The sequence below is a fragment of the Rhodoferax ferrireducens genome (assembly GCF_031458075.1).
GTDB classification, from domain to species: Bacteria; Pseudomonadota; Gammaproteobacteria; order Burkholderiales; family Burkholderiaceae_C; genus Rhodoferax_B; species Rhodoferax_B ferrireducens_A.
In genome coordinates this window covers 632216-652456 of the sequence record NZ_JAVDXT010000003.1, presented here as the reverse complement: position 1 = coordinate 652456, position 20241 = coordinate 632216, and the positions used below count along the sequence as shown (strand labels likewise).

The window sequence follows — 20241 nt, the reverse complement described above, 5'->3', positions numbered from 1 at the left end:
ATGTTCTTCACATAGTCGGCGTGGCCTGGGCAGTCCACGTGGGCATAGTGGCGGTTGGCGGTTTCGTATTCGACGTGGGCGGTATTGATGGTAATGCCGCGCGCTTTTTCTTCAGGTGCTGCGTCGATTTGGTCGTAGGCCTTGGCCGAGCCGCCGAACTTGGCTGCCAGCACGGTGGTGATGGCGGCGGTCAGCGTGGTCTTGCCATGGTCAACGTGGCCGATCGTGCCCACATTGACGTGGGGCTTGGTACGTGTGAACTTTTCTTTTCCCATTTTTCAATTCTCCAAAAGAGCTATTTCCCGTGTCAGGTTTAATGTCTGCACAGTGTTGCTGGATCACCTCGCACGGGCACAAGGTGGCACACCATCGCAGACAGGGGGACCATGAGAGCAAACCCGGCTGCTTGCACAACCAGGCGCGCTCTGCAAACTTTTTACTTGGCGCGGGAAGCCATGATGGCTTCGGACACGTTACGTGGCGCTTCCGAGTAGTGCTTGAACTCCATCGTGTACGTAGCACGTCCTTGGGACATGGAACGCAGCGTGGTGGAGTAGCCAAACATTTCCGACAACGGCACTTCAGCCTTAATGGCCTTGCCGCCACCAACCATGTCTTCCATACCTTGGACCATGCCGCGGCGGCTGGACAAGTCGCCCATCACGCTACCAGCGTAGTCTTCAGGGGTTTCGACTTCCACGGCCATCATGGGCTCCAGAATCACGGGGCCGGCCTTGCGGCAGCCTTCCTTGAAACCGAAGATCGCAGCCATCTTGAACGCCAATTCGTTCGAGTCCACATCGTGGTAAGAACCGAAGTGCAGGGTCACCTTGACGTCGACCACGGGGTAGCCGGCCAGCACGCCTTGCGTAACGGCTTCGTGGATGCCCTTTTCCACCGCAGGGATGTATTCGCGAGGAACCACACCACCCTTGATGGCGTCGACGAATTCGATGCCCTTGCCCATTTCATTGGGTTCAATCTTCAGCACCACGTGGCCGTACTGGCCCTTACCACCGGACTGGCGCACGAACTTGCCTTCGGCATCTTCGATGGTCTTGCGGATGGTTTCGCGGTAAGCCACCTGGGGCTTGCCCACGTTGGCTTCCACGCCGAACTCGCGCTTCATGCGGTCGACAATAATTTCCAGATGCAACTCGCCCATACCAGCGATCAGGGTCTGGCCTGATTCTTCGTCGGTCTTGACGCGGAACGAAGGATCTTCCTGGGCCAGACGCTGCAAAGCGATACCCATTTTTTCCTGGTCGGCCTTGGTCTTGGGTTCCACGGCCTGGGTAATCACAGGCTCAGGGAACACCATGCGCTCCAGCGTCACCACGGCGGAAGGATCGCACAGGGTTTCGCCGGTGGTCACGTCTTTCAAGCCCACGCAAGCTGCAATGTCGCCGGCGCGGATTTCGCTGACTTCTTCGCGGTTGTTGGCGTGCATTTGCACGATACGGCCGATACGCTCTTTCTTGCCGCGGATCGGGTTGAACACGCTGTCGCCCTTTTGCAGCACGCCGGAATAGACGCGCACAAAGGTCAGCTGGCCCACAAACGGGTCGGTCATCAGCTTGAATGCCAGAGCCGAGAACTTCTCGCTGTCGTCGGCTTTACGCACAACGGGAGCGTCGTCTTCGTCCATGCCGCCCACCGGTGGAATGTCCACTGGCGATGGCATGAATTCGATCACGGCGTCCAACATACGCTGCACACCCTTGTTCTTGAAGGCGGAACCGCAGTACATGGGCTGGATTTCGCTGGCGATGGTACGCGTGCGGATGCCCAGCTTGATTTCTTCTTCGGACAAGTCGCCTTCTTCGAGGTACTTGTTCATGAACTCTTCGGATGCTTCAGCAGCCGCTTCGACCATCTTCTCGCGCCATTCCTTGGCCAATTCGACCAATTCAGCGGGGATTTCACGGTAGTCGAACTTCATGCCTTGCGAAGCTTCGTCCCAGATGATGGCTTTCATCTTGAGCAAATCGACCACGCCGGTGAAGTTTTCTTCGGCACCGATGGGGATAACCATAGGCACGGGGCTGGCCTTCAAGCGCAGCTTCATCTGGTCCACGACCTTGAAGAAGTTGGCACCGGTACGGTCCATCTTGTTCACAAAGGCCAGACGTGGCACTTTGTACTTGTTGGCCTGACGCCACACGGTTTCAGACTGGGGCTGCACGCCACCCACAGCGCAGTACACCATGCAAGCACCGTCCAGTACGCGCATCGAGCGCTCGACTTCAATCGTGAAGTCCACGTGGCCGGGGGTGTCAATGATGTTAATGCGGTGTTCAGGCAAGGACGTGTCCATACCCTTCCAGAAGCAGGTGGTAGCGGCCGAGGTGATCGTGATGCCACGCTCTTGCTCTTGCTCCATCCAGTCCATGGTGGCAGCACCGTCGTGCACTTCACCAATCTTGTGGTTCACGCCGGTGTAAAACAGAATGCGCTCGGTGGTAGTGGTCTTGCCGGCATCGATGTGCGCGGAGATACCAATATTGCGATAGCGCTCAATGGGGGTATGGCGAGCCATAGTTCTCTTTCGTTAAAGCCACAAGCCCGCCATCCGCCGAAGGGTGGTGCGGGCTTGTAAGCTTGAGATGGGAGGGTTGCTTAGAAACGGAAGTGCGAGAAGGCCTTGTTGGCTTCAGCCATACGGTGGACTTCGTCACGCTTCTTCATGGCACCGCCACGGCCTTCGGTGGCTTCCATCAGTTCATTGGCCAAGCGCAGGGACATGGACTTCTCGCCACGCTTGCGGGCGGCTTCCTTCAACCAGCGCATGGACAGAGCCAGGCGACGCACAGGGCGCACTTCGACGGGCACTTGGTAGTTAGCACCACCAACGCGGCGGGACTTCACTTCGACCATGGGTTTGACGTTGTTGATCGCCAGGGTGAAGGCTTCCAGCGGGTCTTTGCCTGGGTTCTTCTTTTCGATGAAATCGAGAGCGCCATAAATGATGCGCTCAGCGATCGCTTTCTTGCCGCCTTCCATGATCACGTTCATGAATTTGGACAGCTCAACATTGCCGTACTTGGGATCCGGCAGAATTTCACGTTTAGGGACTTCGCGACGACGTGGCATTTTTCACCTCTTAATTGCTTCAGTTGGTGTCTTGGCAGACACCGCAAAAACCATTTTGGTTTTCACTTACTCGACCCACAGCGGGTCACTACGCTGCATCACCGCGCCACGCGGGAAACAGCACCGATATATCCTAAAAACCGAGGGCTTACTTAGCCTTTGGCTTCTTCGCACCATACTTGGAACGCGATTGCTTGCGGTCTTTCACGCCTTGCAAATCGAGCGAACCGCGCACGATGTGGTAACGCACACCGGGCAAATCCTTGACCCGGCCGCCGCGCACCAGCACAACACTGTGTTCTTGCAGGTTGTGGCCTTCGCCGCCGATGTAGGAAATGACCTCAAAACCGTTGGTCAGGCGCACTTTGGCAACCTTACGCAAAGCGGAGTTAGGCTTTTTAGGCGTCGTGGTGTAGACGCGGGTGCAAACGCCACGGCGTTGCGGAGAATTTTGCATCGCAGGGCTCTTGGACTTGATCGTTTCGACCTCGCGTCCCTGACGTACTAGCTGGTTAATGGTTGGCACTAAAGCCTCCTTGACAAAGAAAACGTCCCTAAACGTTTAAAACTAACAGAAAACGTGAATCCCTTCGGAAATTTCCGAAAAGCCTTCAAGTATAGCTTTTTGCTTATGCGCTTGCAAACATTAAACGATGCGCTAATGTTTGCAGGCGCTCACTTCCTGAAATTACTTGATCCACAAACGGATGGAATCCCAGGCCCGGCCCAGAATGCCAGCTTGCTCGACCCCGTCCAACGCCAGCAGGGGCACGGTCAGCAGGGTTTGTTCGCCCAAAGTGACCTTCAAAGCCCCCACGGCCTGGCCCTTGGTGAAGGGCGCGACCAGCGGATCGGGGCGCTGGATTTCGGTCTTCACCTTGGCCGCATTGCCGGCCGGCACCGCCACCACGATGGCATCGGGGCGACCGAGCTTCATGGTGGGGGTCGTGCCCTTCCAGACATTCGGTGTGACCACCGCCTGGTTGGCATCGAACAGCTTCACGCCTTCATAGGCGGTGTAGCCCCAGTTCAGCAGCTTTTGCGATTCATTCAGACGGGCGTTCTCGCTGGCCGCGCCAAGCAGGATGGTCAGGATGCGGCGGCTGCCGACATTCGGAAAGTCACGCTTGGCGGTGGCAATCAGGCAGTAGCCGGCGGCATCGGTATGGCCAGTCTTCAGGCCGTCGACTGTGGGGTCGCGGAACAGCAGGCCGTTGCGGTTGTTTTCATTGCTGACCGGGGTACCGGGGTAGTGGTACTTCTTCATGCCGTCGTAGTGCGCGTACTCGGGGAAGTCGCGCATCAAACGGGTGGCCAGGATGCTCAGGTCGCGCGCCGTGGTGGTGTGGCCGGCTTCGGTCAGGCCTTCGGGGTTGCGGTAGCCGGTGGACTTCATGCCCAAGGCCTTGGCCTGGGCATTCATCATTTCGACGAAACGCTCAGAGGTGCCGCCCACGCCTTCGGCCAGCGCCATGGTGGCGTCGTTGCCCGACTGGACGATCATGCCCTTGATCAGGTCTTCCACCGGCACCTGCATCTTGGGGTCGATAAACATGCGCGAGCCCGGCATCTTCCAGGCTTTGAGGCTCACCGGCAGGGTTTGCGTCAGGGTGATCTTCTTGCTGCGCAGCGCGTCGAACACCAGGTAGGCGGTCATCAGCTTGGTCAGCGAGGCAGGTTCGACGACCATGTCGATGTCTTTTTCCAGCAAGACCTGGTTGGCCGTCACGTCCACCACCATATAGGCCTTGGCGGCGATTTCAGGGCCGGCAACGGGCTGGGCAGCGGCGATCAGGGAGACGGAAGCCAGCAAAGGTGCGGCAACAGCCTGCAAAAAGTATTTCATGGATGGGATAACGAGGTAAAGGGAGAAAACAGGGCAGAGGGTGCGGCCGCCGTACAGGACAGCAGGGAGAGCGCTATGCGACCCCTGGCGAGGCCGCAAAGTTTCATGCCCGCAGGTGGCGCAGCACCAGATTCTTCAAGAGGGGCAATTGTCCGTGAAAGAAGTGCCCGCCCGCCGGTACGACGGTAACAGGAAGTACCTGGGGCCGCGCCCAGTCCATCACCGAGGCCAGCGGCACGGTGTCGTCCAGCTCGCCGTGGACCACCAGGGTGCGCCCGTGCGCCTCGGGTGGCAGGGCGGCAGCCGGCGCGCGGGCGGTCGAAGTGCCGACCAGCACCAGCTGCTCCATCGGCCGGGTGGCCCACAGGGCTTGCACCGCATGGGTGGTGACGAAGGCGCCAAACGAAAAACCGGCCAGCGCCAGCGGCTGGCCCGCGGCCGCCGTCTGCGCCACCACGGCCAGCAGGTCCTCGCACTCGCCCCGGCCTTCGTCGTGCACGCCAGCGCTGGCGCCGACACCGCGAAAGTTGAAGCGCACCGCGGTCCAGCCCGACTGCACAAAGGCCCGCGCCAGGGTCTGCACCACCTTGTTGTCCATGGTGCCGGCAAACAGCGGATGCGGATGGGCGATCACGGCCACGCCGCGCGGCGTGCCGCTAGGCTGGTCGAGTGCGGCTTCGATAGGGCCCGCCGCGCCGGTCAGGCTCAGTTTCTGGGTCGATGCGTTCACGGAATTACTACCAAATTGATAGCTACCTGCACTGATGAAATAAGCGCTAGCAGCCTAAAAAGCTTAAAAATCAACGGCCCAGATGGGCCGGCGTCACCAGGCGCTCGACCACCTGGCCGTTCTTCAAATGCGACTCGACGATTTCGTCGATATCGCTCTCGTCGACAAAGCTGTACCAGACGGCCTCCGGGTACACCACGGCCACCGGTCCGGCAGCGCAGCGGTCCAGGCAACCGGCCTTGTTGACACGCACCTGGCCGGGGCCGGACAGGCCGGCCTGCTTGACCAGCGCCTTGCAGCGGTCGAAACCGGCCTGGGCGTTGTGGTGGGCGCAGCTGTCTTCGCCGTTGGTACGGTCGTTCAGGCAGAAGAAGATGTGGCGCCCGTAGTAAGAACCGGTAGGCGCAGCGGTTAGGGTGGTGTCGGTCATGCCGGTATTTTAGTTTTCTGGCGTCGGCCGGGCGGTGCGCCCCACCACCACAGCCAGCGCCGCATAGGGCCAGAGCCAGCCCAGCCACTGCACCAGGCCGTGGAAGCGGATGAAGCGGCCCTGCTCCCAGGTTTGCAAAGTTTGCGCAAAGTAGGCGCTGGCCGGCGCCTGGTTCAGCAGGCCCAGATGCAGCGCCAGTGCCACCAGCAGCAGCGCTGCGCAGACTCGGCGCGGCACCCAGACCAGCAGCAGCACCAACGGTAGGGCGGCCCACAGGCCTACGCGCACCGGCAGGCTCAGCCAGTCCAGCGCATGCTGGGGCCCGTAGCTCAGGCCGGCCGACAAAGCGGCAGCGCCCAGGCCGGCGGCCAGCATCACCCCGGCCAGCAGCACCCGCTGGTACTTGCGGCGCACCACACAGTAGCCCAGCAGACAGGGGATCAGCGCACCCAGCAGCACGCACAGCATTTCGGTGCCGGGCACCAGCGGCTGCAGCTCCACATCGCGCACCGGCAGCCAGTCGAGAAACGGGGTATCGGCCAAGGCCTCGGCCAGCCCCGCTTCGACGCGCTCCATCACCTGGCCCAGGCCCAGCGGCACGGCGGCCGGGAACAGCAAGGCCACCGGCCACAGCGCCAGCAGCACCAGCACACCCCGCGCATCGGCCACAAACCAGCGCGCGCGGAACTGGCTCCAGCGGTCGATGGCCCCGAGCCGCTCCAGCAAGGCGGCGATCACCGCGCCCAGCAAGCCGCCCGCGGTGTTCAAGGCCCAGTCGACGTTCGACGGCACCCGCACCGGCAGATAGCTTTGCAGGGTCTCCATGCACAGGGACAACAGACCGGCCGCCAGCGTGGCCGCCAGGACCGGCACCCGGGTGCGCCCCGAGCGCAGGCCGCTCAGCGCTAGCAAAAAACCCAACGGCGCATAGCCGGCCAGGTTGGTGGCCACGTCAAAGCCGGTCCAGTACTTGGGCCAGGGCGCGGTAATGAAGAACCAGGGCTCGATGCCCTGGTCGCGCCAGCCGTCGAACGGGTACAGGCTGGCATACACCACCAGCCCCGCATACAGCAGCGCCAAAGGCCAGGCCGAGGTTTTATGCATCCGTCAGACCTACGGCCGGACTTAAAACGGCTTGACCACCACCAGCACCACGGCCGCCAGCAGCAGCAGCACCGGCACCTCGTTGAACCAGCGGTACCAGGTATGGCTGCGCATGGGCGCGCCGGCGCGCATCTTGCGCAGCAGCACACCGCAGCCGTGGTGGTAGCCAATCACCAGCAGCACCACACCCAGCTTGGCATGCATCCAGCCATTGCCCGGGCCGCGGCCTATGCCGTAGCCCAGCCACAGCCAGGCGCCGAAGGCGATGGCCGGCACCGCCAGGAGGGTGGTGAAGCGCAGCAGCTTGCCCGCCATCAGCAGCAGGCGCTCGCGTTCGGCCAGCGAGCCCGGCGACACCATCGCCAGATTGACGAAGATGCGCGGCAGATAAAACAGCCCGGCGAACCAGCTGGCGACGAAAACGATGTGGAGGGATTTGATCCAGAGCATGGAGGGAGTTTAAGGCCCGCTCCCGCGACCCGCACCGACCCGCGGAGAACACCAAAAAAATGCCCCGACCATCGGGCCGGGGCGTTAAGCCTGTCGATGTTGCCACCGTAAGGCCCCGCTCAGGGAGGTAAAGCGGGAGAGCGGCAAGCCGCCCCAAGGCCAATCTAACAAAGCTGTAGAGGGGATTCAAGAGGGCTTATCTGGGGATGGGGCACAATTTTGCCCATGACCTCTTCCACACCCTACGCCCCCTACCCCGCCGGCCGGCCCCGCCGTCTGCGCCGCGACGCCTTCACCCGCAACCTGGTGCGGGAAAACACCTTGACCGCGCACGACCTGATCTACCCGGTGTTTGTGCACGAGGGTACGGACCGCCGCGAAGCCGTGGCCTCCATGCCCGGCGTGGAACGCCTGAGCCTGGACCTGCTGCTGCCGGTGGCCGAGGAATGCGTGAAGCTGCAGATCCCGGTGATGGCGCTGTTCCCGGTGGTGGACCAGTCGCTGAAAACCTATGGCGGCGAAGAGGCCTTCAACCCCGACGGCCTGGTGCCACGGGTGGTGCGCGAACTGAAGAAGCGTTTCCCCGAACTCGGCGTGATGACCGATGTAGCGCTCGACCCCTACACCAGCCACGGCCAGGACGGCCTGCCGGATGAGAACGGCTACATCGTCAACGAGCTGACGATCAAAGCCTTGGTCCAGCAGGTGCTGGCCCAGGCCGATGCCGGCGTGGACATCGTGGCACCCAGCGACATGATGGACGGCAGGATTGGAGCGATTCGATCGGCGTTGGAAGACAAGGGCCACATCCACACCCGCATCATGGCCTACAGCGCCAAGTACGCCAGCGCCTTCTACGGCCCGTTCCGCGACGCCGTGGGCTCGGCCGCCAACCTGGGCAAAAGCGACAAGAAGACCTACCAGATGGACCCGGCGAACAGCGACGAGGCGCTGCGCGAAGTGGCCATGGACATCGCCGAAGGCGCGGACATGGTGATGGTCAAGCCCGGCATGCCCTACCTGGACGTGGTGCGCCGGGTCAAGGACGAGTTCCGCGTGCCGACCTTTGCCTACCAGGTGTCGGGCGAATACGCGATGCTGAAAGCCGCGGCGCAGAATGGCTGGCTGGACCACGACCGCGTGGTGCTGGAAAGCCTGATGGCCTTCAAGCGCGCCGGGGCCGATGGGGTGCTGACCTATTTCGCCATCGACGCGGCCCGGCTATTGCAAGCACATTAACCATTCACTACAAAAGTAATAGCTGCTTGCGCAATATCTACCTGCGCTAGCGGCCTATTTTTCATAAAAACCCACACCCATGCGCATCTTCACCATCGTCGGCAGCAGCGTGGTGGAAACCACGGCTTTGCCCACCAGGCCAGTGCCCGGCGGCTACGTCTGGATCGCCTGCGCGCGGCACGAATTTGAAATCCAGCAGGCGCAGCTGCAGTCCACGCTGCAACAGCTCTGCGGCCACCAGCTGGTCGACCTGCACATATCGGACCTGCTGAACAAGCAGTTGCCATCGCACTACGACTACACCTCGCAGTACGACCTGCTGGTGTTCCGCCGGCTGGCGGCGGGCCAAACAGAAGCCGGACCGGACGCACCCGCCGTGGCGCCAGGCCAGCCCATGAAGCGCGGCGGCCCGCCCATCCTGCGCCGCATCAACACCAACCCGGTGGGTTTTGCGGTGTTCGACCAGGTGCTGCTGACGGTACACCCCGCCGATTGCGCGGTGCGCGACAGCTATGCCGAGAAGCTGCTGGCCGCCACCTCCACCGAGCTGCGGGCCACGGGCGCCCGGGTGCCCGCCAGCCCGGCCGACCTGATGCTGCGCATCGTCAACACCATGGTCGATGGCTACCTGGACCTGCGCCGCGAACTGACCCGCCAGCTCGACCACTGGCAAGGCGAACTGCTCAAGCCGGGAGCCCGTTTCAGCAACTGGAGCGCGCTGCTGGACGCAAGGCTGACCTTGCACCAACTGGACGATGTGTGCGAAGAACAGCGCTCCGCCATCCAGGACTGGATCGAGGCGGTCAAGACCTGGCCGGATGCCCAAGGCATGGCCGAGCTGCGCGAACGCGAACTGCTGCAGGTGCGCAGCCGCGACGTGCTGGAACATATTGAACGGGTGGTACACCATGTGCGGCGGCTGGAGCAAAGCGTAGAGACTGCGGTGCAGATGCACTTCAGCGTGCAGGGCAACCAGGCCAACAACATCATGCTGACGCTGACCGTGCTGACCGCCATCTTCCTGCCGCTGAACCTGATTGCCGGCATCTTCGGCATGAATTTCGAGGTGATCCCGCTGCTGCACCGGCAAGGCGGTTTCTGGTGGGCGCTGGGCGCGATGGTGGTCATCGCGCTGGGCATGGTGCTGCTGTTCTGGCGCAACCGGTATCTGGCCCGCACCGGCCGTTGAACGCCATCCCCACGGCGGCCGGCTAACGCAGCTTCAGGGCTTCCTTCGGCACCGGCCGGGAGAAGTAGTAGCCCTGCGCCTGGCCGGCGCCCATGTCACGCAGCAAGGCCAAAGTTTCGGCGTCTTCCACCCCTTCGGCGACGACGCTCAGGTCCAGCGACTCGGCCATGCGCACGATGGCCCGCACGATGGCGCGGCTGCGCGGGCTGCGGGTCAGCTCCAGGATGAAGGACTTGTCGATCTTCAAGCCGCTGAAGTGGTATTGGTGCACATAGCTCAGCGACGAGAAGCCGGCACCAAAATCGTCCAGCACCACCGACACGCCGTTGTCCGCCAGGTGCTTCATGGCCTGGCGCGCCAGCTCGGGTTCGGCCACCAGCGCGCCTTCGGTGAGCTCCAGGCAAATGCGCGAGGGCGCCACGCCATATTCGTCCAACAGGCTGAGCACTTCGCTGGAGAACTCGGTGCGGGTGATGCTGTAGCTCGAGCAGTTCACATGCACCGGCGGCCAGTGCGCGTGTTCGGGCTGGGCCAGGATCGCCACCACGCTTTGCAGCATGTAGAAATCCAGCCGGCCGATCAGCCGAAAACCTTCCAGCGCGGGCAGGAACTGGCCCGGCGCCACGATATTGCCGTCGGGCTGGTGCCAACGGATCAAGGCCTCCAGCGCCAGGATGGCGCCGCTCTGCACATCGATGATGGGCTGGAAGTACGGCAGCAATTCATCGCTGCGTTTGAGCGCATTGCGCAGGGCGTTTTCCTGCTCCATCTGGTCGGACACTTCACGCCGCACTTCCTGGCTGAACAGCGCATAGCTGTCGCGCCCGGCGTTCTTCACCCGGTACATGGCGGTATCGGCATCGCGCAGCAGGTCGGCCGGTTCCTGGTGGAACTGGCTGTCGGCACCAACCACACCCACGCTGCAGGATGAAAACACGGTATGCCCATCGATATGGAACGGCAGGTCGAAGGCCTCCAGAATCCGCTCGGCGATGGCCGCGGTCACGTCCGGCTGCGCACCAAAGGCCAGCACCGCGAACTCGTCACCGCCCAGACGGGCCAGCAGATCGCTGTCGCGCATGCAGCTGCGCAGGCGCTCCGCGACCTGGACCAGCAGCAGATCGCCGAAGTGGTGGCCCAGGCTGTCGTTGACCATCTTGAAGCGGTCGAGGTCGATGAACATCACCACCAGCTCCTGGCCATGGGTGCAGAAAGCCTGCCAGGCGCTGTGCAGGCGTTGCTGCAGGTGCGCACGGTTGGGCAGGCCGGTCAGCGAGTCATGGGCGTTCTCGTGCTGCAGCTGGGCGTTGGCGTAATCCAGCGCGCGGGTGCGGTCCTGCACCCTGGCCTCCAGCTGCATATTGGCGGCGTGGATGGCTTCGGCAGCGCTGCGCCGGGACAGGGCGGTGTCGATATGCCGGGACACAAAGGTCAGCAGTTCCTGGTCGCGCAGCGAATAGTGGATGTCGGCCGAATAGCTTTGTACCGCCAGCACGCCGCGCACCACGTCGCCGTCGAACAGCGGAATGCCCAGCCAGGAATACGAGGGGTTGCCGACCCGGTGCACGGAAATCTCGCCAAGGCCCTCCAGTCGCAAGGCTTCTTCGCGGCTGATCAGGCAAGGCCGGCGCTGGCGGATGACGTATTCGGTCACGCCCCGCTCGCCGCGCCGGGACTTGGGCGGGTTGTCCAGAAATTCGTCTACGTAGTAGGGAAAGGTCACCTCGGTGGTCGCATCGTCGAACAGCGCGATGTAGAAGTTGCGGGCAAACAGCAGTTCACCGACGATGCCATGCAGGCCGCGGAACAATTCGGCCATATCGCCCGGCTGGCTGGCGAGTTCGGTGATCTGGAACAAGGCGCGCTGCAGGTGCTCGGCACGCTCGCGGTCGGCCACCTCGTGCCGCAGTGCGTCGTTGAGGGTGGACAGCTCCAGGGTGCGCCGGGCCACGGTTTCTTCGAGGTGAGCGCGGTGCAGAATCCGGTCCAGCGCCATGCCCACGTGGCGCGCCACCACCAGAAACAGCTCGCGGTCCTCGACGCTGTAGATGCGCGACACGTCGTACACCTGCATCGCCAGCATGCCGAACACTTCGTCCGAGGCGTTCTTCAGCGGCACCCCCATCCAGAATTCCGGGCGGTGGCCCACGCAGTAAAAGCGCCCTTGCACCTGCGCTGCGGCAATGTCCATGGCGTCGATGAACAAGGCCTGGCCGGTGGTCAGCACATAGTGGGTCATGGACAGCCGCTGGCGGTCAATCGACTCGTATTCCTCGGTTTCAAAGGCATCGGCGTTGTCGATGTAATACGGGTAGGTGACCTTGTCGGTTTGGCTGTCGTACAGCGCCAGATAGAAGTTCTCGGCATCGATCAGGGTCGACAGCTCGCGGTGCACGCCTTGCAGGAAAGCCCGCCGCTCACGGGTGGAACTGGCCAGGTAGGTGATCTCAAACAGCACGCGCTGGCTGGCCTGGGCCCGGGCCAGGGCGTCGATCTGCAAGCGCAAGCCCAGCTTGCGCGCCAGATCCGCTACCACCAGGTTGCCGGCCTCACTCTGCGGCGCCAGCACCCAACCCAGCGCGCTTTCGCCCTGGCCGGAGGCCCACCGGTGCAGGCCCTGGGCGCGGCAAAACGCCGCAAATGCATCTTTGGCAATCGACAGAGGCCAATGGACAGCGTCGCCAGCCTCGCCGCCGTGGCCGATCAGATGCAGTCTTTCTCCGGCCCGGTAAGCCGCCCATAGCAGGCTCGGCGCATTGTGCGCGACCGCGCCCAGCAAGGTTTGCAAGCTGTCTTGGGGGAAGGCGGTTTCCTCCAGAGGGGCATGCGCGGGCGCGCCCACATCCACAGCGGGGCTAGCTGCATGCGCTGGCGCTGGGTCTGGGATCGGGAAACGGGAAGGCATCGGTGCTCCATGGCAGCTAGCAACCCGCTATCTTCGGTGCTTGCAACTGCGCATTGCAAGTATGCCCGGTGTTTTCGCGCCCGAAACATTGGAAATCGTGGTTTTCCAACGTTTTGCCTATGCAGCTATGAGCAGGCAAGCCGTCGCAGCGCGACCACTCCTAAATTTATAGCCATTGGTGCAATATTGACATACGCCAGCGGCTATCTCTATGCCTAAACCCAGCCGTGCTGCACTCTACAGCTATCAACAGCGCAGCGGGCGCTGACCCGCGAAGGACAGCGCCCGCTGCGTCCGGCGTAGACCATGGATTAACCGTGGTAGTCGCCGCGGATGTCCAGGGTGCCGGCCTTGGCGGCGGCAGCCACTTCGGCGCGCACTTCGGCACGGGTCTTGGCCGGGCCGGTGTTATGGATCACGGGATAGTTGTTGTCATTGAAAGCGGCCATGGTGCCGTCTTTCTCTGCCTGGACCAGCTCGGCCTGCACCTGGGCGCGGGTCACGGTGCTGGGGGTGTTGGTCACCAAGGGGAATTCGCGGTCATACGAATCCGCAAAAGCGCTGGTGGCGGCCACGGAAGCCAGGGCGATCAGAGAAGTGGCGAGAAGTTTGCGTGTGTTCATGGTGAACTCCTAAAAAAGTGGATGAGAAAGATACCGGGCGCGGGCCACAACGGCCCTGCCCCACCGGGGATCAATTAGCTACGGATGACAGGCATGGTCCCGTCCTTGACGGCCTGCTCCAGCTCGGCCCGCACTTCGGCGCGGGTCTTGGGCGTGCCGACAGGGGCGATCACAGGGTAGTTTTGGTCGTCGTTGTAAGCGGCCAAAGTGCCGTCCTGGCGGGCCTGGGCCAGCTCGGCCTGCACTTGTGCGCGGGTCAGTCCGCTGGTGCTGGGGGCAACGGCTACCACCGGGTAGTCACGGTCGGCAGCGAAAGCGCTACCTGCGGCCACAGTGGCCAGGGCAATCAGGGAAGAGGCGAGGATTTTCGAGGTCTTCATATTATTTTTCCTTCAAAGTTAGTAACAGTTCTACGCAACCAGGAACCCTGGACGGGGCTAGCCACTCTTGTAGGGCTTGCTGCGCCGGATTCGCAGTTCACAGGGTTTGTGACCTTGCACTACCTGTGAATAGCAGATAGGCGTTAAGTTGCAGCTTTAAACAGGTCAAAGCGGAACAAGTCTGTTTCGACCATGGAAACAATGGACACACTCGAACTCATACGCACCTTCCGAGAAGTCGCCGCCCGCGGCGGTTTCTCGCGCGCCGCCAAATCTCTGGACGTGTCCAAAGCCAATGTCAGCAAGTACATCGCGGAACTGGAAAGCCGGCTCGGCACCCGCCTGCTGAACCGCAGCACCCGCACCATCAGCCTGACCGATGCGGGCGACCTGTTGCTGGAGCGCAGCACGCCCCTGCTGGAAATGATGGCGCTGACCCGGGAAGAGCTGCTACACCGCTCCCAGGAACCCAGTGGCCGGCTGCGCATGACAGCGCCGCAAGGCATTGGCAGTGTCGAGTTGCCCGGCCTGCTGGCCGACTTCATGCGCCGCTACCCCGAGGTGCACGTCAGCCTGGACCTGAGCAACCGCGTGCTGGACATGGTGGAAGAAGGTCTGGACCTGTCGCTGCGCGTGGGCACCGCGGCCGATCCGAACCTGATCGTGCGCAAGCTGCGGCGCATCGACCTAGTGGTCTGCGCCACGCCTACCTACTGGCAGCAACGCGGCATCCCGCAGCACCCGGACGACCTGGCGGAGCATGACGCGCTGACACTGTCCTTATCAGGCACCAGCCCCTCGTGGCGATTCAAGGTCAACGGCAAGTCGCACAGCGTCGCCCTGCGCAGCCGCATGGACGCCAGCGACCCCGTGCCCTTGATGCACATGGCCTTGCTCGGCATGGGTGTGGCGCGCCTGCCGCGTTTGCTGGTGCGCAACCTGCTGGAGCAAGGCAGCTTGCAGGCGGTGCTGCCCGACTACAGCCCCGATGACCTGTGGCTGTTTGCCGGCTATGTACACCGCCGGCACAACAGCGCCGCCCTGAAGGCCCTGCTGGCCTTCATGGAAGAGCGTTGGAAGGTAGAGTGAGCCGGCCGCAGCCTCACACCAGCGGCTGGCCGATCTTTTCAGTGGCAAATACGCGCTGCACGGCGGGGCGGGCCAGCATCCGCTGCAGATAAGCCCCCAGCTGCGGCAGGCTGCGCGCGGGCCGGGCGAAGCCGCGGGTCCAGCGGCATAGCATCAGCGCATAGGCGTCGACCGCGCTGTACTGCGCGCCCAGCAGCCAGGGGCCGCCTTGGCGCACCAGCTCGGCCTCCAGCTGGTCGAGCAGGCTGCCGACGCGGGCCTCGGCATGGGCTTTGACGCTGGCGGTGCCGGCTGCATCGTCGGCCCAGCGGTCCGGGTAGAAGTACAGGATCAGGCTGGCCTGCAAGGTATTGGTCAGCCAGACCATCCATTTGTAGTAATGCGCACGCTCGGCCGTGCCCAACGCCGGCGCCAGGCCGGCCTGCGGATGCGCATCGGCCAGGTGCAGGCAGATGGCGGCGGCCTCGTACAGCACTGTGTCGCCGTCGACCAGCACCGGGATCAGGCCGTTGGGGTTGAGCTGCAAGTAGGCGGCCGACTTGTGGCCGTCGTGCTCGCGGTCGATCCAGACCAGCTCGAACGGCTGGCCCCGTTCTTCCAGCAGGATGTGCGGCGCCATGCTGGCGGTGCTGGGAAAGTAGTGCAGCTGCAGCATGCTCAGCCCAGGTAGCGGTCGAAGAAGGCCAGTGTGGCCGCACGCGCCAAATCGGCCGCATGGGCGTTGTAGGCGCCGCGCTGGTCGCAGTTGAAGCCGTGCTCGGCCGCATAGACGCGCACATCCACATCCAGCTGCGCCTGTTCGAAGGCCCGCACCGTGGGCAGGGCGATGCCGTGGTCGAGCTCGCCAAAATGCGCGAGCACCGGCACCTTGGGCGTGCGCGCCACTTCGGCCGGCCCGGTCATGCCGCCGCCGTAGTAGGGCACGGCGGCGCTCAGGCCGGTCACCAGGCCGGCGGCGCGCCAGGTCAGCAAGCCGCCCCAGCAATAGCCGACCATGCCGACCTTGCCGGCCTGGCTGGCGTAAACCACCGCGGCCTGCAGGCTTTGCATCAGGGTCGGCACGCCTAGTGCCTCGGCGGCGGCCTTCAGTGCAACGCCGGACTGGATGTCCTCGGGCGTATAGCCCAGGTTCACCGCGGGCTGCACGCGGTGGAACATATCCGGCGCCACCGCCAGGTAGCCGGCCGCCGCATAGCCGTCGGCCACCGCGCGGATATGGCTGTTTACGCCAAAAATCTCCTGCACCACCACCACGCCGCCCTTGGGCTTGCCGCTGGGTTGCGCCACGTAGGCGGGAAAGACGAAGCCATCGGCGGTGGTCAGATCAACAAAGCTAGACATACGGGCGACTCCTGAAAAAAGCGACGGGGATGCCGGCATGGTACTGGTATCGTTTCGCACCTTCACACGGCGGCCTGTATGCACCCACATTCGACTCTTCCCGTCCTGCTGGTTACCGGTGGTGGCCGCGGCATCGGCGCAGCCACCGCGCGGCTAGCGGCCCAGCGCGGCTATGCGGTGGCCGTCAACTACGCGCACAACGCCGGTGCCGCCGAGCAGCTGGTGGCCGAGATCCAGGCCCAGGGCGGCCAGGCGATGGCGCTGCAGGCGGATATTGCCGACGAAGCCCAGGTGTTGCACCTGTTTGCCACGGTGGACGCACAGCTGGGCCCGCTGTACGGCCTGGTCAACAACGCCGGCGTGGTGGACGCGCCGTCCCGGGTCGAACACATGGACCTGGCGCGGCTGCAGCGCATGTTCAACATCAATGTGATCGGCAGCTTTCTGTGCGCGCGCGAAGCCGTGCGGCGCATGGGCACAAGCCAGGGCGAGCGCAACTTCGGAGCCGGCTACGGCCGCGGCGGGGCCATCGTCAATGTGTCCAGCGCGGCATCGCGCCTGGGCTCACCCGGCCAGTATGTGGACTACGCGGCCGCCAAGGGCGCGATCGACAGCATGACCCTGGGCCTGGCCCGGGAGGTGGCGGCCGACGGCATCCGCGTCAACGCCGTGCGCCCCGGCCTGATCGAAACCGACATCCATGCCTCCGGCGGCCTGCCGGACCGGGTGCGCGACCTGGCGGGCAGCGTGCCCATGCAGCGCGGCGGCACGGCACTGGAGGTGGCGCAGGCCATCCTCTGGCTGCTCAGCCCTGAAGCCAGCTATACAACCGCCGCCCTGGTGGATGTCAGCGGCGGGCGTTAAGCTCACCCGCTATGGACTTCAAACCTCTCATCACCCTGCTGGCCATCGTTAACCCGCTGGCCATCGTGCCCTTCTTCATCCACTACACGCAAAGCTTTTCTGAAGCGCAGCGCCGGCGCACCATCGTGGTGTCGTCGTTCAGCGCGTTTGTGGTGATCGCCATCAGCGCCCTGCTGGGCCTGCAGATCCTGGACTTCTTCAACATCTCGCTGGCCAGCTTCCAGGTCGGCGGCGGCCTGCTGTTGATGACCTCGTCACTGAACATGCTGAACGCCCAGCCGGCCGAATCCAAATCCACCTCGGTGGAACTGCAGGACGCATCGGAACGCGCCGCCGTCGGCTCCAGCATCGCCGTGGTGCCGCTGGCCATCCCCTTGCTGACCGGTCCGGCCAGCATGTCCACCGTGGTGATCTACGCCGACAAGGCCAAGACCCTCTTGCAGCTGGTGACCCTGGTGGGCTACGGCGTGGTCATCGGCCTGGCCACCGCGCTGTGCTTTTCGCTGGCCGGCCCCATCGCCCGGGTGCTGGGCAAGACCGGCATCAATGTGATGACCCGGCTGATGGGCCTGATCCTGGCCGCGCTGTCGGTCGAGGTGATGGCCGACGGCCTGCACAAACTGTTCCCGGTGCTGGGCGGTTGATGCTATTGTTTACATAGCTCCCAGCGCAGCAGGAATATGCGCTACAGCCCTATTTAACCCCCATCCGCCCGACCAGGCGGAAGGCCACCAGCATGGCCAGCGAGCCGAAGATGGCGCTGCCGATGGCCGCCCCGGCCAGCACGCCGACCGGGCCGTACTGCGCGCCCCACCAGGCGAACGGAATCGTGCCCAAGGTGGCGCGGGCCCAGTTGAAGCCGGTGGACCACAGCGGCCGGCCCAGGTTGTTGAAAGCCGCGTTCGCCACGAACAGCGCGCCGGCAAACAAGAAGCTGGCCGCCAGCCACGAGCAGAACATGCGGATCAGCTGCGCGGCATCGCCCTCGGCGCTGAAGGCCTGCACCAGCAGATGCTGGCCCAGTGCCAGCAGCAACCAGGCGCTGCCCACCGCGATCAGCATGAACCATAGGCTGGCGCGCAGGCCCTCGCGCACCCGGTCGAACTGGCCGGCGCCCAGGTTCTGCGCCAGGATCGGGCCGACCGCGCCGCTGAGCGCGTAAATCGTGCCGAAGGCCACGGGCGTCACCCGATCGATGATGGCCTGGCCGGCCACGGCCGAGGCGCCGAACTGGGCGATCGCATGGGTCACAAAGGCCGCCCCCACCGGCGTGGCCAGATTGGTCAGCACCGCCGGGCCGGCCACCACCGCCAGCAGCTTGGCATCGGGCCACAGGCTGGCGCGGTCCAGCCGGCCCAGCATGCGGTGCCGCAGCACGCCGCGCAGGCCCACATAGGCCATCAGGCTGCGCGACACCACAGCGGTGGCGGCAGCACCGTCCAGCCCCATGTGCAGGCCGAAGATCAGGATCGGGTCCAGCACCGCCGTCACCAGCGCCGCGCCCAGGGTCACGGCCATGGCGCCGCGCGCATCGCCTACCGAGCGCAGCAGCGCCGAGCTGGCCATACCTATGCCCAGCAGCGGCAGCGCATGCACCGTCACCGCCAGGTAGCGCGCGGCCAGGCGCTCGGTCTCGCCGGTGGCGCCCAGGGCGCGCAGCAAGGGGTGCAGAAACGGCGCCGTGCCGCTGCCGATCAGCAGCGCCAGCAGCAGCATCCAGAACAGGCTGGACATGGCCAGCCGCTGCGCGTCCAGCACCCGGCCCGCGCCCACGGTGCGCGCCACCACGGCGGTGATGCCGATGGTCAGGCCTATGCACAGCGAGGTATGGAAGAAGCCCACCACGCCGGCAAAGCCGACGGCCGCGGCAATCGACTGCTCGCCCAGGCGCGAGATGTAGAACAGGTTGATCAGGTCCACCACGAACACCGCCACCAGGCCGATGGCCGAGGTGGTGGACATCACCGCCACATGGCGGAACAATGGGCCGGTGACAAAGCGGGGCGTAGAGGGTGTGGGCATGGGGCGGACCGTGGAACAGTGCGCGATGGTACAGCCCGGGTTACTATTAAATAGATAGCTGCTTGTGCTCCAGCTGTCTGCGCAAAGTGGCAATTCAACATATAAAAAGGCAAGCGGCATGCAAGACAGCCCCTCGGAACTTCTGGTCGAAACCCGTGGCCCGGTACTCTGGCTCACGCTGCAGCGCGAAGCCCGGCGCAACGCCCTCACCCACGGCCTGCTGGCAGCGCTCGACCAGGCTATAGACACGGCGCAAAGCCAGGCCGGCATCCGCGCCATCGTGCTCACCGGCGCCGGCCAGAAGGCTTTTTGCGCGGGCATGGACCTGCAGTCGGGCCCGGCCTTCACCACCAACTACGCCGACCCGCACGGCCACCTGGCCCAGCTGCTGCGCCGCGCCCGGGCCAGCCAGCTGCCGCTGGTCGCCCGGGTCAACGGCGCCTGCATGGCCGGCGGCATGGGCTTGCTGGCGATGTGCGACATGGCGGTGGCCAGCCCGCAGGCGATCTTCGGCCTGCCCGAGGTCAAGGTCGGCGTGTTCCCGGCCCAGGTGCTGAGCGTGCTGCAGCCGCTGATCCCGCGCCGCATCCTCAACGAGATGTGCCTGACCGGCGAACCCATCAACGCCGCCCAGGCGCTGGAGATCGGCCTGCTGAACTACGTGGACGCCGACCTGGATGGCCGGCTGGACTGGCTGCTGCAGCGCCTGCTGGACAAATCCCCGGCCGCCATCCGCCGCGGCCTGTACACGCTGAAGACGGTGGAGCCCATGCCGTTTGAGCAGGCGGTGGCGTTTACCGAGAGCCAGATCGCCCTGTTCGCGCTGACCGAAGACGCACGCGAAGGCCAAAAAGCCTTCCAGGAAAAGCGCCCACCGCAGTGGCTGGGCCGCTGAGCTTGTTCAACACAAAAACGACCTCCAGCGCTGATTGCAGC

Annotated in this window: 21 protein-coding genes; 6 read left to right on the top strand and 15 right to left on the bottom strand. The window is 64.0% G+C overall.

The genetic code is table 11. The annotated features are described in order from the left end of the window. The 9 genes from J2X19_RS18470 to J2X19_RS18430 form a co-directional block, all read right to left on the bottom strand. Nucleotides 1–275 (bottom strand): GTP-binding protein (locus J2X19_RS18470; RefSeq protein WP_310375333.1); only part of this gene is annotated, 275 nt, incomplete at its 3' end. Between the two features lie 161 nt (nucleotides 276–436). Further along, nucleotides 437–2539: an elongation factor G gene (gene fusA / locus J2X19_RS18465; RefSeq protein ID WP_116607475.1), complete on the bottom strand. Its 2103-nt coding sequence runs from the start codon at nucleotides 2537–2539 to the stop codon at nucleotides 437–439. Between the two features lie 80 nt (nucleotides 2540–2619). Further along, on the bottom strand, nucleotides 2620–3093 hold the full coding sequence (gene rpsG / locus J2X19_RS18460; RefSeq protein WP_092761972.1) for a 30S ribosomal protein S7: 474 nt from the start codon (nucleotides 3091–3093) through the stop codon (nucleotides 2620–2622). Between the two features lie 148 nt (nucleotides 3094–3241). Then, a complete protein-coding gene (gene rpsL / locus J2X19_RS18455; RefSeq protein WP_011466063.1) occupies nucleotides 3242–3619 on the bottom strand; it encodes a 30S ribosomal protein S12 in 378 nt (125 codons plus the stop codon). A 162-nt stretch (nucleotides 3620–3781) separates the two neighbouring features. Then, entirely contained in the window at nucleotides 3782–4939 is a 1158-nt protein-coding gene (locus tag J2X19_RS18450) for a D-alanyl-D-alanine carboxypeptidase family protein (protein ID WP_310375330.1), read from the bottom strand. A gap of 103 nt (nucleotides 4940–5042) precedes the next feature. Beyond that, the gene (locus J2X19_RS18445) at nucleotides 5043–5669 is read right to left on the bottom strand and encodes an alpha/beta hydrolase (RefSeq protein WP_310375328.1); all 627 of its coding nucleotides are present in this window, start codon (nucleotides 5667–5669) and stop codon (nucleotides 5043–5045) included. 70 nt (nucleotides 5670–5739) lie between these two features. Continuing rightward, entirely contained in the window at nucleotides 5740–6099 is a 360-nt protein-coding gene (locus J2X19_RS18440) for a (2Fe-2S) ferredoxin domain-containing protein (protein ID WP_310375326.1), read from the bottom strand. 9 nt (nucleotides 6100–6108) lie between these two features. Then, nucleotides 6109–7203, bottom strand: coding sequence for a VanZ family protein (locus tag J2X19_RS18435; protein WP_310375324.1), 1095 nt, complete (start codon nucleotides 7201–7203; stop codon nucleotides 6109–6111). A gap of 21 nt (nucleotides 7204–7224) precedes the next feature. After that, on the bottom strand, nucleotides 7225–7653 hold the full coding sequence (locus J2X19_RS18430; RefSeq protein ID WP_310375322.1) for a CopD family protein: 429 nt from the start codon (nucleotides 7651–7653) through the stop codon (nucleotides 7225–7227). Between the two features lie 225 nt (nucleotides 7654–7878). On the opposite strand from J2X19_RS18430, the gene hemB reads away from it, so the two are divergent. After that, nucleotides 7879–8892, top strand: a complete 1014-nt coding sequence (gene hemB, locus J2X19_RS18425) for a porphobilinogen synthase (protein ID WP_310375320.1) — start codon at nucleotides 7879–7881, stop codon at nucleotides 8890–8892. Between the two features lie 79 nt (nucleotides 8893–8971). Then, nucleotides 8972–10081, top strand: a complete 1110-nt coding sequence (locus tag J2X19_RS18420) for a magnesium transporter CorA family protein (protein ID WP_310375318.1) — start codon at nucleotides 8972–8974, stop codon at nucleotides 10079–10081. 22 nt (nucleotides 10082–10103) lie between these two features. On the opposite strand, the gene J2X19_RS18415 is transcribed toward J2X19_RS18420, so the two are convergent. The 3 genes from J2X19_RS18415 to J2X19_RS18405 form a co-directional block, all read right to left on the bottom strand. Further along, a complete protein-coding gene (locus tag J2X19_RS18415; protein ID WP_310375316.1) occupies nucleotides 10104–12986 on the bottom strand; it encodes a sensor domain-containing phosphodiesterase in 2883 nt (960 codons plus the stop codon). 311 nt (nucleotides 12987–13297) lie between these two features. Next, nucleotides 13298–13609 carry a DUF4148 domain-containing protein gene (locus tag J2X19_RS18410; protein WP_116607833.1) on the bottom strand — a complete coding sequence of 104 codons (312 nt, stop codon included), beginning with the start codon at nucleotides 13607–13609 and terminating at the stop codon, nucleotides 13298–13300. Nucleotides 13610–13683: 74 nt separating this feature from the next. Further along, nucleotides 13684–13989 (bottom strand): DUF4148 domain-containing protein, encoded by a 306-nt coding sequence (locus tag J2X19_RS18405; protein ID WP_116607483.1) that lies wholly within the window; start codon nucleotides 13987–13989, stop codon nucleotides 13684–13686. 201 nt (nucleotides 13990–14190) lie between these two features. Here J2X19_RS18405 and J2X19_RS18400 point away from each other — a divergent pair, with 201 nt between their 5' ends. Then, the gene (locus J2X19_RS18400) at nucleotides 14191–15078 is read left to right on the top strand and encodes a LysR family transcriptional regulator (RefSeq protein WP_310375313.1); all 888 of its coding nucleotides are present in this window, start codon (nucleotides 14191–14193) and stop codon (nucleotides 15076–15078) included. 13 nt (nucleotides 15079–15091) lie between these two features. Here J2X19_RS18400 and J2X19_RS18395 read toward each other — a convergent pair whose 3' ends face one another. Further along, a complete protein-coding gene (locus J2X19_RS18395) occupies nucleotides 15092–15733 on the bottom strand; it encodes a glutathione S-transferase family protein (RefSeq protein ID WP_310375311.1) in 642 nt (213 codons plus the stop codon). 2 nt (nucleotides 15734–15735) lie between these two features. Beyond that, on the bottom strand, nucleotides 15736–16419 hold the full coding sequence (locus J2X19_RS18390) for a dienelactone hydrolase family protein (RefSeq protein WP_310375309.1): 684 nt from the start codon (nucleotides 16417–16419) through the stop codon (nucleotides 15736–15738). Nucleotides 16420–16497: 78 nt separating this feature from the next. Here J2X19_RS18390 and J2X19_RS18385 point away from each other — a divergent pair, with 78 nt between their 5' ends. Both J2X19_RS18385 and J2X19_RS18380 read left to right on the top strand, forming a co-directional pair. Then, complete coding sequence (locus J2X19_RS18385; RefSeq protein WP_310375308.1) at nucleotides 16498–17283, top strand: SDR family oxidoreductase; 786 nt, start codon at nucleotides 16498–16500, stop codon at nucleotides 17281–17283. A gap of 11 nt (nucleotides 17284–17294) precedes the next feature. Beyond that, complete coding sequence (locus J2X19_RS18380; RefSeq protein WP_116607488.1) at nucleotides 17295–17927, top strand: MarC family protein; 633 nt, start codon at nucleotides 17295–17297, stop codon at nucleotides 17925–17927. Nucleotides 17928–17976: 49 nt separating this feature from the next. Here the strand turns inward: J2X19_RS18380 and J2X19_RS18375 are convergent, their stop codons facing one another. Then, complete coding sequence (locus tag J2X19_RS18375) at nucleotides 17977–19305, bottom strand: MATE family efflux transporter (protein ID WP_310375305.1); 1329 nt, start codon at nucleotides 19303–19305, stop codon at nucleotides 17977–17979. Between the two features lie 118 nt (nucleotides 19306–19423). Between J2X19_RS18375 and J2X19_RS18370 the strand changes: the two genes are divergently transcribed. Further along, on the top strand, nucleotides 19424–20200 hold the full coding sequence (locus J2X19_RS18370; protein ID WP_310375304.1) for an enoyl-CoA hydratase/isomerase family protein: 777 nt from the start codon (nucleotides 19424–19426) through the stop codon (nucleotides 20198–20200). Nucleotides 20201–20241: the final 41 nt, after the last annotated feature.

What these genes read in the sequence shown, in the direction of transcription:
- fusA (WP_116607475.1), bottom strand. Translation starts at nt 2,539, where the DNA reads ATGGCTCGCCATACCCCCATTGAGCGCTATCGCAATATTGGTATCTCC.
- rpsG (WP_092761972.1), bottom strand. Translation starts at nt 3,093, where the DNA reads ATGCCACGTCGTCGCGAAGTCCCTAAACGTGAAATTCTGCCGGATCCC.
- J2X19_RS18450 (WP_310375330.1), bottom strand. Translation starts at nt 4,939, where the DNA reads ATGAAATACTTTTTGCAGGCTGTTGCCGCACCTTTGCTGGCTTCCGTC.
- J2X19_RS18440 (WP_310375326.1), bottom strand. Translation starts at nt 6,099, where the DNA reads ATGACCGACACCACCCTAACCGCTGCGCCTACCGGTTCTTACTACGGG.
- J2X19_RS18435 (WP_310375324.1), bottom strand. Translation starts at nt 7,203, where the DNA reads ATGCATAAAACCTCGGCCTGGCCTTTGGCGCTGCTGTATGCGGGGCTG.
- J2X19_RS18430 (WP_310375322.1), bottom strand. Translation starts at nt 7,653, where the DNA reads ATGCTCTGGATCAAATCCCTCCACATCGTTTTCGTCGCCAGCTGGTTC.
- hemB (WP_310375320.1), top strand. Translation starts at nt 7,879, where the DNA reads ATGACCTCTTCCACACCCTACGCCCCCTACCCCGCCGGCCGGCCCCGC.
- J2X19_RS18420 (WP_310375318.1), top strand. Translation starts at nt 8,972, where the DNA reads ATGCGCATCTTCACCATCGTCGGCAGCAGCGTGGTGGAAACCACGGCT.
- J2X19_RS18415 (WP_310375316.1), bottom strand. Translation starts at nt 12,986, where the DNA reads ATGCCTTCCCGTTTCCCGATCCCAGACCCAGCGCCAGCGCATGCAGCT.
- J2X19_RS18410 (WP_116607833.1), bottom strand. Translation starts at nt 13,609, where the DNA reads ATGAACACACGCAAACTTCTCGCCACTTCTCTGATCGCCCTGGCTTCC.
- J2X19_RS18405 (WP_116607483.1), bottom strand. Translation starts at nt 13,989, where the DNA reads ATGAAGACCTCGAAAATCCTCGCCTCTTCCCTGATTGCCCTGGCCACT.
- J2X19_RS18400 (WP_310375313.1), top strand. Translation starts at nt 14,191, where the DNA reads ATGGACACACTCGAACTCATACGCACCTTCCGAGAAGTCGCCGCCCGC.
- J2X19_RS18395 (WP_310375311.1), bottom strand. Translation starts at nt 15,733, where the DNA reads ATGCTGCAGCTGCACTACTTTCCCAGCACCGCCAGCATGGCGCCGCAC.
- J2X19_RS18390 (WP_310375309.1), bottom strand. Translation starts at nt 16,419, where the DNA reads ATGTCTAGCTTTGTTGATCTGACCACCGCCGATGGCTTCGTCTTTCCC.
- J2X19_RS18385 (WP_310375308.1), top strand. Translation starts at nt 16,498, where the DNA reads ATGCACCCACATTCGACTCTTCCCGTCCTGCTGGTTACCGGTGGTGGC.
- J2X19_RS18380 (WP_116607488.1), top strand. Translation starts at nt 17,295, where the DNA reads ATGGACTTCAAACCTCTCATCACCCTGCTGGCCATCGTTAACCCGCTG.
- J2X19_RS18375 (WP_310375305.1), bottom strand. Translation starts at nt 19,305, where the DNA reads ATGCCCACACCCTCTACGCCCCGCTTTGTCACCGGCCCATTGTTCCGC.
- J2X19_RS18370 (WP_310375304.1), top strand. Translation starts at nt 19,424, where the DNA reads ATGCAAGACAGCCCCTCGGAACTTCTGGTCGAAACCCGTGGCCCGGTA.